12 protein-coding genes are annotated in these 10,425 nt (G+C 43.0%); 1 reads left to right on the forward strand and 11 read right to left on the reverse strand.

Features of this window, described 5'->3' with window-relative positions:
• Positions 1–464 precede the first annotated feature (464 nt).
• Complete coding sequence (locus tag A9239_RS19525; RefSeq protein ID WP_155396441.1) at positions 465–614, forward strand: hypothetical protein; 150 nt, start codon at positions 465–467, stop codon at positions 612–614.
• A 192-nt stretch (positions 615–806) separates the two neighbouring features.
• Here A9239_RS19525 and A9239_RS11095 read toward each other — a convergent pair whose 3' ends face one another.
• The 11 genes from A9239_RS11095 to atpD form a co-directional block, all read right to left on the reverse strand.
• Positions 807–1,004 carry a hypothetical protein gene (locus A9239_RS11095; protein ID WP_048116819.1) on the reverse strand — a complete coding sequence of 66 codons (198 nt, stop codon included), beginning with the start codon at positions 1,002–1,004 and terminating at the stop codon, positions 807–809.
• 185 nt (positions 1,005–1,189) lie between these two features.
• Positions 1,190–2,272, reverse strand: a complete 1,083-nt coding sequence (locus tag A9239_RS11100; protein ID WP_048155753.1) for a hypothetical protein — start codon at positions 2,270–2,272, stop codon at positions 1,190–1,192.
• A gap of 358 nt (positions 2,273–2,630) precedes the next feature.
• Positions 2,631–3,536, reverse strand: coding sequence for a F0F1 ATP synthase subunit gamma (locus A9239_RS11105; RefSeq protein ID WP_048155755.1), 906 nt, complete (start codon positions 3,534–3,536; stop codon positions 2,631–2,633).
• 55 nt (positions 3,537–3,591) lie between these two features.
• Positions 3,592–5,313, reverse strand: coding sequence for an alternate F1F0 ATPase, F1 subunit alpha (locus A9239_RS11110; RefSeq protein WP_048157039.1), 1,722 nt, complete (start codon positions 5,311–5,313; stop codon positions 3,592–3,594).
• 41 nt (positions 5,314–5,354) lie between these two features.
• On the reverse strand, positions 5,355–6,515 hold the full coding sequence (locus A9239_RS11115) for a hypothetical protein (RefSeq protein ID WP_069575302.1): 1,161 nt from the start codon (positions 6,513–6,515) through the stop codon (positions 5,355–5,357).
• Between the two features lie 20 nt (positions 6,516–6,535).
• Positions 6,536–6,811 carry a F0F1 ATP synthase subunit C gene (locus tag A9239_RS11120; protein ID WP_203397917.1) on the reverse strand — a complete coding sequence of 92 codons (276 nt, stop codon included), beginning with the start codon at positions 6,809–6,811 and terminating at the stop codon, positions 6,536–6,538.
• 37 nt (positions 6,812–6,848) lie between these two features.
• Positions 6,849–7,538 (reverse strand): F0F1 ATP synthase subunit A, encoded by a 690-nt coding sequence (locus tag A9239_RS11125; RefSeq protein WP_048116809.1) that lies wholly within the window; start codon positions 7,536–7,538, stop codon positions 6,849–6,851.
• Positions 7,528–7,842 carry an ATP synthase subunit I gene (locus tag A9239_RS11130; RefSeq protein WP_048155759.1) on the reverse strand — a complete coding sequence of 105 codons (315 nt, stop codon included), beginning with the start codon at positions 7,840–7,842 and terminating at the stop codon, positions 7,528–7,530. The genes A9239_RS11125 and A9239_RS11130 overlap by 11 nt, the downstream gene beginning before the upstream one ends.
• Positions 7,835–8,173, reverse strand: a complete 339-nt coding sequence (locus A9239_RS11135) for an AtpZ/AtpI family protein (RefSeq protein WP_048155761.1) — start codon at positions 8,171–8,173, stop codon at positions 7,835–7,837. Before A9239_RS11135 ends, A9239_RS11130 begins: the two co-directional genes overlap by 8 nt.
• A complete protein-coding gene (locus tag A9239_RS11140) occupies positions 8,166–8,600 on the reverse strand; it encodes a F0F1 ATP synthase subunit epsilon (RefSeq protein WP_230629090.1) in 435 nt (144 codons plus the stop codon). The genes A9239_RS11135 and A9239_RS11140 overlap by 8 nt, the downstream gene beginning before the upstream one ends.
• Positions 8,597–10,006 (reverse strand): F0F1 ATP synthase subunit beta, encoded by a 1,410-nt coding sequence (atpD, locus tag A9239_RS11145; protein ID WP_048116800.1) that lies wholly within the window; start codon positions 10,004–10,006, stop codon positions 8,597–8,599. The genes A9239_RS11140 and atpD overlap by 4 nt, the downstream gene beginning before the upstream one ends.
• Positions 10,007–10,425 lie beyond the last annotated feature (419 nt).

Consider the following 10,425-nt stretch of genomic DNA (forward strand, 5'->3'; position numbering starts at 1 on the left):
AATTAGAAGAGTGGCAGTGACAGAATACTTAAGGAATCCCCAATACACGTTAAATTAATTCAAATATTTGAAAGTTTGGAAAAAACAATATGCTAGGAGCCAACTGCGTAACTCCTAAGTTATTTTTTTCGTTGAATTTCAAAAGCAGAGGAGTGAATAAATAATTTTATAAATTGCCAGTAAGAGAGGTTTTTAAAGCGATTTTTCTTTATGTTAGTGAATTCTCTCATACTTTTCTATTTTTGCTTCTATGAACTTCTCTGTGACTTCTGTCTTCAGTCTCTCCAGGGCCCTCTAGGTTGGTGATGCCCATAGTCTCTAGTAGCTTAGTTTATCCTTTAAGGCTTAAAACTCACTGTTCTGATTTTTTTAATTTACTTGGCCAACTTTTTATATACAGCAAAACATTGTAAAAATAACCGCAGTGTAAATGCGGAGACGTAAAATCAAGTGGGGAGTTTAGAATGAAATGTAAAAATTGCGGAAATGATATGTATCTTGCATTCACAGAAGAATGGATTTGTAGAGACTGTGGAATTAAAAGGGATGAAAATGGAAAATTCATTTCAAGAGATGTTAAGAGTCGAAGTCAAATACCTTTTATGAACCTCTAAGAGTTTCTAGGAGAGTATATTAAGAAAGGTGGTATAAACTTCTATTCTTTAATTTATTTTTGTTTTTCATAGCCGCTTCGTCTGTATAGTCTTTCTCTTTATCTCAAGTTTTTAACTTTATTGTTATTGTTTTCCGCTTTTTTCAAATTATGTAAAAGCGAAGAAAAGCGGAAAAATGTTGCTGAATAGACATTAACACATAGTTTTTATCAGAGCTTCCAGTTGTAAAAACTCAATTTTTTGTGCCTGATATTCCTGAAAGAATTCCTCTTCCTTTGCCTTGGTAGCTTCCTCAGAAATAGGACCTATAAATTTTTTGTAGACATCAAAGTCATGTACTCCAATAAAAAAAATAAAATGTCCAATGTGGATTTTCAGTTTCTTTATCATGGAGTTAAGATGTACCCGCTATTAGATTCAGTTTAAACTTGATCAGAATATTTGGAAAAATAGGCTAGAACAATGGCCCAGAGCCCTGAGCTCTTCCCATCTGGGTAAAACAAGCTCAGAGCCCTGAACTTTTCCTCTTCGTTCAGAAACTTAGCTCAATATCCTGAACTTTCTTTCTTTTTAGCTCAAAAAGTCGGCTCAGGTTCATCAACCTTAACTTTAGGTTCCGGAGCAGGAGTATCAAAGAAAGGAATTTCTGCGTCTTCATACCAGGCTTCAAGAAAACTTAACATATGATATTTAAGGAAAACGGAGAGAGGTACACCGAGGAAAAACAGAATTCCCAGGATCAAAATCAGCTCTATAACGATAAACGGAATAAGGAGTAACCAGAGAAGAAGTTCTGATAACAGGGACGAAAAGAGGAAGTACAGAGCCACATCAAAAATAAGGAAAGTAAGCCCTAAAACCAGTGCCACACCTACAAAAAGGAAAATTGCAAGAACGGCTACTCCTATATAGAGCAATAGCCTGACAAACCAGTAAACCACAACTTCGCGCCAGTTTTTCCTGAAATTTCCGAGAACAAGCTTGAAAGCCGAAAGAATTCCTTTATTCCGGTAAATGGCAAGTGGAATTGCAAGGCTTAAAAGGGAATCTATTGCAAGTGCGAGCAGAATTAACAAAATAATTACGCCGACAACCCAAAGAATTCCTCCGAGACTGGCAGACAAAGAAAAGTCTGAGGATACCTCACGAATAAGGGGTATAAGAGGAAGAAGGAATATTCCGAAGAGCGCGAGAAGTACCAGACCAATCGCTAAGCGCACAAGCAAGAGGCGGAATCCTTTTCCCAGAAACCTCCTTGAATAAGCCCAGAATTTTACTTCGTTTCGTACAAGGGATTCCACAAAAACAAACTCCATAATACTGGAAATGTACGAAAAAATAAAAATTAGGAGAATAAGGGAAGCTATTATTGCGGTTACAGTTGCCAGGTTTGGCACCTGATAAATATAACTGAAAGCAATATTATGCATGTCAAAAGGAAGATCAGGCATCTTGCCAGGCTCAATAATAGGAAAATTGTTTTTTAAGTCTTCTGAACCTATATTGTATCCGCTCGAATTTCCATAACTCGAAACCCCGCCTAACAGAAAAACAATGATTGCGAGTTTTACCCATTTCCAGAAATCAAAAGGCTCAAGAAGAGCTTCTCTTGTTCTTGAGAGAGCTCTGTCTACTGCACCTATCGCGTACCAACTCATAATATATAATTTTTTTAAGAAAATAAATAATTATCTAAATAGTTAAATTTGAAATTTTCCAGACAGACTCCTAGATATCTTAGAAAAACTTGAGATTTTTCAGACCTAAAAACTCTTTTATTCAACAATTATTTCCTGAAATGTCACAATGGTCTTCTCTTAATATAACGGCTTTCCTTTATTTCACAAGTCTCCCTTATTTCACAAGTTTTTCTTATTTCACAAGTTTTTCTTATTTCACAAGTCTCTCTTATTTCACAAATCTCTTCCCGTTTCAGCCTCTCAAAAACTTCTCAATAAAACTCATTTTTCGGATTCATCATTTTTGTCTGGACCATTGCCGACTCACGCTGCTTTTTCACCGGCGAGAGCTACGGGCCCTGGACAGAGCTTCAAAACCTGAAACAACTTCAAACAACTCCTCATCAATGCCGCTCTGGCGCACACGGTAGTATTCTCCACTGAGATTACTAAGCAGCTCCTCAATGTTTTTATCGGCACGCTGCATTGCTGCCAGTCGACTAGAGTTTTCACTTGCAAGGGACTCAGCGCATGCCCTGAAAAGCGAAACGAAAAGGTACTCGCGGATGAGTGCCCGTAAGGTTTCTGTGATATTGCCCATTACCTCAGGCAGCAAGTTTTTGGTTGGCCAGGAAAGTTTAGTCAGGTCGTCTCTCCAGGTTTCATCAAATGGCAGCAGTCGCTGGCTGACTGGCTCATAGGTAACTCTGGTTTTGTGGCGGTTGTAATAGAGATGAAGTTCGGCATCTTCATCCTGGCTGCGTAATTTTTCATTTTCCACAAGAATTTGCGCTATAAGCGGGGTAATTGCCTTAACCGAATTTGGCACATTATAAAGTCCAATAAGCGGCAAGCCTTCATCTTCCAGGCGTGAATAAACAAGCTCCCCTACAGCCCATACCTGAGCTTTACCTGGCAAAGCTTTCAGTTCCCTGACCGCATAATCGGTAATTATATCATTAAACTGACCCACAAGCCCCTGATCTGAACCGAAAACGACAGCTCCGATAAGACGTGTATTCTTTTGCGCTTTTCCTTCCTGTGGAGCTGGCATGAATGCAATTTTCCTGAAACATAAGCCCAAACCCAGTTCCACTGTATAATAGTAGTCAGACAACGCACTCACTGATTTTTCATATTGCCCTATGTTCGAGGCTGCCAGGGCTTTCATCGTGCGGACGACAGACTGAAGATCTTTTGCTCTATCAATCTTTGTGCGCAAACTCTGAGTGGTTTCGGTCATGATTTTTCCTTTGTCTCCGGCTCAGACTCGCCTTTAGTCTGGGCTTTTGATTTACTTATTTTTCTTCCGTTCGGGTTCCGAACTCAGGTTTTTCCTCAGTTTTAGTTTCTGTCTCAGGCTTACCCTTAGTCTGAGTCTCTGATTTCGCCACTTTTTCTTCAGTTTTAGCTTCTGACTCAGATTTGTCCTCAGTTTGGGTTTCTGACTCCGCGTTTTCCTCCGTTTTAGCTTCCGGCTTAGATTCGGATTCAGGCTTTGGCTGGTAAGGTTCCAGTGCTTTGCGGGCGATATTGAGGATAGTTTCACGGTCCTTATCGCTCAATTCTTTATCGCCTTTGAACCTCTCGCGCACATCTTCAGGAATATCTGGCAATGCCTTACGTAGGGAGTTTTCAGCCTCTACCATTTTGTCAAGCGGCACATTATCGAAGAGTTTTGCGTTCAATGCAACAAGGATAACAATCTGATCAGGTACGGGTACCGGAGAATTATGAGGCTGCTTCAGGAGGGCACGGATCCGCCTCCCATGTTCTATGAGTCTTCGTGTATTTTCATCTAGCTTTGCGCCGAATCGGGTAAACGTTTCCAGCTCTTCAAATTGTGAATAGGCAAGCTTGAGATCTCCAGCCACTTCTCGATAGGCAGCAAGCTGTGCTTTACCGCCTACACGAGAGACGGATTTGCCGACATCAACTGCAGGCAGCACACCAAGCTCAAAAAGCGAAGGTGAAAGGTAAATCTGCCCGTCCGTAATTGAAATCAGATTAGTTGGAATATAAGCGGAAATATTCTGCGCTTCGGTTTCGATAATAGGAAGAGCAGTTAGTGATCCGCCACCAAATTCTTTGAGCAGGTGCGTAGACCGCTCCAGTAGTCGTGAGTGAATATAAAAGATGTCACCCGGATACGCTTCCCTTCCAGGAGGCCGACGAAGTAAAAGGGAAAGTTCTCGATAGGCACGTGCATGATTGGTCAGGTCATCGTAAACAATTAGCACGTCTCGACCTGATTCCATAAAATACTCTGCAATGCTGGTCGCAGCATAAGGAGTAATATAGATTAGCCCTGATGGGTCATTGCCTTCAGTTACAACAACAATCGTGTAATCCATTGCGCCTCTTTCCCGTAAGTTTGCCACTGCTCTGGCAACTGCGGATGCACGCTGACCAATGGCACAATAAACGCACAGGACATTAAAATTCCGCTGATTAAGGATAGTATCAATCGCAATTGCAGTTTTGCCAGTCTGGCGGTCCCCTAAAATCAATTCTCTCTGACCGCGTCCTATTGGTATTAACGCATCAATAACTTTGACACCGGTCTGAAGAGGCACGGTAACAGGAGCTCGATCCATAATTGCCGGACTGGGCCGTTCAATAGGCAAGCGTTTACTGGAAACTATTGGTCCTTTGTTATCAAGTGGACGACCTAGTGGGTCAATAACTCGTCCAAGCAATTCTTCGCCTACGGCAACATCCATAACCCGTCTAGTGCGTTCAACCTGATCTCCAGCATGCAGGTGTGAGTATTCACCCAGTAGAACGGTACCTATTTCTTTTTCATCAACATTAAATGCGATCCCAAACAAATCCCCTGGAAACTTTATAAGTTCATCAAAACCTACAGTAGGAAGGCCAGATACGTTTGCGATACCTGTAGAAACTGTCAAAATTCTGCCTACCTCCTTCGGGGTAAGCGTCGGGGTCACTGATTCCCTGACCTGATGTATTTCGGTGAAAACTTTATCGAAAACGTCTTTAAGACTTTTAGTTTCCATGTTCACTGGCTCTTTATGTGGGCTCTGGTTTGGGATTAATCTCATCTTGGCCACAGATTAGGACTATTTCCAGATTGCTGTTTAACCTCTGACTCTTGCTTAGCCTCTGACCCTTGTTTTGCATCAGGCATTTGTTCAGCTTCAGATTTTTGTTTAGCCTCTGACTCTTGTTTTGCATCAGGCTCTTGTCTAGCCTCAGACTCTTGTTTTGCATCAAACTCTTGTTCGGTCTCTAGCTCTTTTTTCGATCTGGGATTATTATACTCAGTTGCAGGCCTGGTTTTAACTTCTGACTCAGTTTTCGGTCTGGGTTCATTAGTTTCAGCTTCAAGCTCCTGTTCAGCCTCTGGTTCGTTTTCAAACCTGGGTTTGTTATTTTTGGTTTGAGGTTCGGTTTTAGCTTTATTATTTTTGGTTTGAGGCTCAGATTTGGATTTGCTCTCAGGCTGCTCGTTCAGCAATTCGTCGATACTTTTTTGCATCGATGTAAGATAATCTGCAATGCTCCACGCAACTTTTTGTCCGTCTGTATTTAATTCAATACCACTGACAAGGTCTGGTAAAGTCTCAAACCTGGGTTGAGTTTCGATATCAAGAGTTTCTTTAATCGCCTTTTTAATAGAATCACGCTGCGTTTGTGGAAGATCAAATGCAGTACGGATGAGCACCTGACCTGGTGATGTACTAAGCGCTGAGGCTAACTGCTTCTTTTCATTATCTTGCAGATTGCGCAGCCTTTGAACAAACACATCAACTGCGCGTTCTTCCAGACTGGTTTCAGTCAGATCGGTCAGTATTTTTCGAGCTATGGAAAAGACTTCCTGTTGGGTCTGACGGCCGATTTCCTGACTTAAATTCTGTCCTTCGTTCCTTAATGCCTCCTGTTGTTTTGCTCTCAAATAGGAGGCTTCCTCCCTCACGTCTTCGAAAAGCCGTTGACGTTCGGCCTGTGCTTCTTCCTTTGCTTTGTTCAAGAGGTCATTACGCTGCTGGTCGAACTCTTCGTTCTTACGCTTGAATTCTTCTTTTTCTTTTTGAGCTTCTGCTTCTTTTGCATCCGCATTCTTAAGTTCATTTGCGACTTTATTCTCGCGTGCGTCGACTGCGTTGAGTATAGGCTTGTAAAGAAAACGCTTCAACAACCACACCAAGATGAGGAAGTTGATTACCTGCGCAATGACGGTGAACCAATCAATCAGCATAGTCTACTTTCCTCTCAATTTCAGGTAAGTGCACGGTTCCAGAACGGGTTGGCGAAAATGAGAATCATAGAAACCACAAAACAGTAGATTGCCAGAGACTCAATCATAGCCAGTCCCACAAACAAAGTCCTGGTTATTGTTGCGGAAGCATCGGGTTGTTGTGCCAGTGAGCTCAATGCTGTCGCAACAGCTCGCCCTTCACCAATTGCGGGTCCGATAACCCCAATGCCTATTGTGATGCCAGAAGTGGCAATTGATGCCACCGCGATTGTAGTTATATAGGTGTCCAAAGCCATAGTGCTTCCTTCCGTTGTTAGATTTGCTATTCAATTCTTATTGTCCAGTTTCACTTCTGGATTTGCTGGCTCGCGTAGCAGCAGTAATGTAAACTGTAGCTAAGATGCTGAAGATGTAGGCCTGCACCATGCCAACGAGCAGACCGAGAGCTATCATAAGATCAGGAAAGATGAATGGTGTAATTGTCAGCAGGATGGCAACGATCATAGAGCCGCTCATGATGTTACCGAACAGACGGATTGCAAGAGCTAACGTGCGGGAGATTTCACTTATAATATTAAATGGCAGCATGATGATTGTCGGCTCTGTGTACGTCTTAAGGTAGTTACTAATTCCTTGTTCTTCGATGCCGAAAAGTGGAACAGCTACAAACACACATAATGCAAGAGCAGCCGTAGTTGAGAGAGATCCTGTTGGCGGTTCATAACCTGGAATTATGATGCAGAGATTGGCTACAGCAATGAACAGAAAGAGTGTGCCCAAAAAGCCTAGATATTTCCTCGGCTGGTCCAGGCCAACGTCCTCAATTTGTTCCAGGATGCCTGTGACAATAATTTCCAGAATATTTTGCCAGCGGGAACGTTCCAGACCAGTAGAGAGTTTGCTTGTAATAGTTTTTGAACCAATTACCATTACCAGCATCAGCCCCCAAGTGTATACAATCGTTGCATTGAGTTTGATAAAGTCGTACTGCCAGAAAATTAGCTCATCAGGACTAAGTCGCATTACTGGCCTCCTTTGTCAATTGATTTGGGTCTTCCTCTGGCAATCTGGTGAGTCTAACTATTATATGACGCATAACAAAAAACCCAAACAGGCATATTAACAATCTCTCCCAATAGCCATCCGAGACAAAGTAGAATCCAGCTATGACAATGCTGAGCCGTATCAACAGGCTGCCCAGGAACCAGAACGCAGGTTTTCTGGATGAAAGTCCCTTCTGAACCGTCCACCAGAGCCCACCGAAGAACACTGCTCCGAGCAGAAAACCAGCTATCAGAGACAAGAAAAGATTCAATATTTCATTCATTGTAATCCTCCTGTTCCTCTTGCATTTCCTGGCGCTCCTTAGCTAACCAGTGCCACGCATTCAAGCAACCGATAATAAGGCCAATAATCAGCATCGTGAGTGCCCAGGAAAAGCTTTCTGGATAGTGTTTATCTAACCAGAGCCCGATTGCAGCACCAATTAAAGTTGGAACTGCTACCGACCAGCCTATGAGTCCCATCATGCCTAAACCAAGCCAGATCGTCCTGTCTACATGACGTTGTGCCCTTATTTTGCGTTCAGCCTTTGTCCCAACCTGACGGGCCAGAGGTGACTCGTCCTCCAAAGGTTTCTTTGATGGTTTGTCAGACATTCTGAAACTCCGCTAATCGGCGTATAAGCCCTGTTTCCAATTTTACCATTACTGAGCGAATTTTTTGCTCGGTTTCATCTAAGGTCAAAAACTCTTTTTCAACAGCCTCGTGCAATTGGCTTAAGTCTGTCCCGAAAATGGCATCACGTACAGAGACAAGTACATACTGACCATTCTTGATGAGTACGCCTTCATCGACTGCCACATAAACCTCGCCTTCTGATTCGGTTTCATATGTGAGAATTCCAGGCCCCAGAGTCGCAACACAATCAAGTCGGTGTGGCAAGAGCCCAAATGAACCCTCACGGCCTTCTGCGACTATGCGTGATACGCCTTTCTTTTCGGCAAAGACCTGGAAAGGCAGAAGAATCGTAAGATTCATGAGTCCTGAATTCATGAGTCCTGAATTCATGAGTCCTGAATTCATGATTTTTCCCGGCTTGATTTTTTGGCCATTGCTTCGTCAATTGTTCCGATCATGTAGAGGTCACCTTCAGAGTAGTCTTTGAATTCGTCATTCAAGATACGCTCGCAGCCGTCGAGCGCATCTGAAAGACTGATGGATTTGCCTTTAATACCTGTGAATTGCTCAGTGGTGAAAAACGGCTGCGTCAGGAAACGTTCCAGCCGTCGAGCGCGGGCTACCACATTTCGGTCCTCAGGCGATAGCTGCTCCAGGCCAAGCATTGAGATAATATCCTTGAGTTCTGAGTATTGCGCAAGCGTCTGCCTGATTTCTTGGGCAAGGAGATAATGCCTTTCGCCAACAATGCCAGGTGTGGCCATTTTGGAGTTTGACTGCAAAGGGTCAATAGCCGGATAAAGCCCCTCGCTTGCCCTCTTGCGAGAGAGGACAATTGATGCCGATAGATGTGAGAATGTATGCACAGCCGAAGGGTCAGTGAAATCGTCAGCAGGCACATACACCGCTTGAATAGACATTATGGCTCCGGCATCGGTGGTAGATATGCGCTCTTCTAACTCGGATAATTCAGTGCCCAATGTCGGTTGATATCCCAGGCGTGAAGGCATCTGTCCCATCAAACCAGATACTTCGGAACCAGCCTGAATAAACCTGAAAATGTTATCTATAAGCAGTAGCACATCTCGGCGTTCATCGTCTCTGAAGTACTCTGCCATTGTCAGCGCCGTATGACCTACACGAAAACGGGCACCTGGTGGCTCGTTCATCTGGCCGAATACCATAACCGTATTCGGAAGCACACCAGCGTCTTTCATATCACGATAAAGTTCTTCCCCTTCTCGACAACGCTCGCCTATTCCGCAAAAGATGCTCACTCCCTGGTGTTGTTTGACTACGTTATGAATCATTTCGGTTAGCAACACTGTCTTGCCAACGCCCGCTCCTCCGAATAGACCTGCTTTACCTCCGCGCTCAAGCGGTACCAGTACATCTATAGCTTTGATACCGGTCTCGAATATTTCAGACGTAGTGGATCGACGCATTAGCGGTGGCGGGGTTTGATGTATTGAGCGCCACTGGATATCAGATGGAGGCTTCCTGCGGTCTATGGTATTTCCAAACACATCGAACATTCGAGAAAGGATTTCCCTACCAACAGGCGCTTTCAAAGGTCCACCTGTATCTTCCACTGCCATACCTCGAGCAAGACCTTCAGTGGGGGTCAGAGCAATTCCGCGGACATGATGTGCGTCAAGTTGCGTCAAAACTTCTATGGCAATTTGGCTTTCTCTTCCTGCACGTAGCAGTGTATATACAGGTGGCAAGTGCTTCTCGAACAATACATCTACAATGCTGCCGCGCACCGAGATGACCTTACCGAGATTCAAGAGCCGACTTCGATCTACCATTTTAACAGCTCCCCCAAGCTGGCATTATATTGCTATTTTAACAGCTCCCCCAAACTGGCATTATATTCGGTTTTGGAGTGCCCTCTTTCTAAAGCTTGTTTTGTAAGAACTAAGAATATGATGAAGATTCACATCTGCCTCATTCACAAAGCCCACAGTGACCAGGAAACGCTAAAGAAAACATGGAATGGAATCAATTTTCAATTATTGTCTTTATAATGAACTCATTATAGTGTCTTCATAGTGTCTTTACAGTGCTTTATAAACCCCATTTTACCAGTGAATTCTTTATTACTTTGTTTCCCCTTTCCCATAAAGAAATATATCATTTCAATATATTAATTTGACTTTAACATATTTTTTATATTTATTGCGAAATCTAAAATCAGGTTTAATTCAAATGTTATATAGGGTCCTTC

This window comes from Methanosarcina sp. A14 (assembly GCF_001729375.1).
In the GTDB taxonomy this organism is placed as follows: domain Archaea; phylum Halobacteriota; class Methanosarcinia; order Methanosarcinales; family Methanosarcinaceae; genus Methanosarcina; species Methanosarcina barkeri.

Excerpts from the sequence above, each read along its gene's own strand:
- A9239_RS19525 (WP_155396441.1), top strand. The coding sequence starts at position 465 with ATGAAATGTAAAAATTGCGGAAATGATATGTATCTTGCATTCACAGAA.
- A9239_RS11105 (WP_048155755.1), bottom strand. The coding sequence starts at position 3,536 with ATGACCGAAACCACTCAGAGTTTGCGCACAAAGATTGATAGAGCAAAA.
- A9239_RS11120 (WP_203397917.1), bottom strand. The coding sequence starts at position 6,811 with ATGGCTTTGGACACCTATATAACTACAATCGCGGTGGCATCAATTGCC.
- A9239_RS11095 (WP_048116819.1), bottom strand. The coding sequence starts at position 1,004 with ATGATAAAGAAACTGAAAATCCACATTGGACATTTTATTTTTTTTATT.
- A9239_RS11115 (WP_069575302.1), bottom strand. The coding sequence starts at position 6,515 with ATGCTGATTGATTGGTTCACCGTCATTGCGCAGGTAATCAACTTCCTC.
- A9239_RS11140 (WP_230629090.1), bottom strand. The coding sequence starts at position 8,600 with ATGAATTCAGGACTCATGAATTCAGGACTCATGAATTCAGGACTCATG.
- A9239_RS11100 (WP_048155753.1), bottom strand. The coding sequence starts at position 2,272 with ATGAGTTGGTACGCGATAGGTGCAGTAGACAGAGCTCTCTCAAGAACA.
- atpD (WP_048116800.1), bottom strand. The coding sequence starts at position 10,006 with ATGGTAGATCGAAGTCGGCTCTTGAATCTCGGTAAGGTCATCTCGGTG.
- A9239_RS11110 (WP_048157039.1), bottom strand. The coding sequence starts at position 5,313 with ATGGAAACTAAAAGTCTTAAAGACGTTTTCGATAAAGTTTTCACCGAA.
- A9239_RS11125 (WP_048116809.1), bottom strand. The coding sequence starts at position 7,538 with ATGCGACTTAGTCCTGATGAGCTAATTTTCTGGCAGTACGACTTTATC.
- A9239_RS11130 (WP_048155759.1), bottom strand. The coding sequence starts at position 7,842 with ATGAATGAAATATTGAATCTTTTCTTGTCTCTGATAGCTGGTTTTCTG.
- A9239_RS11135 (WP_048155761.1), bottom strand. The coding sequence starts at position 8,173 with ATGTCTGACAAACCATCAAAGAAACCTTTGGAGGACGAGTCACCTCTG.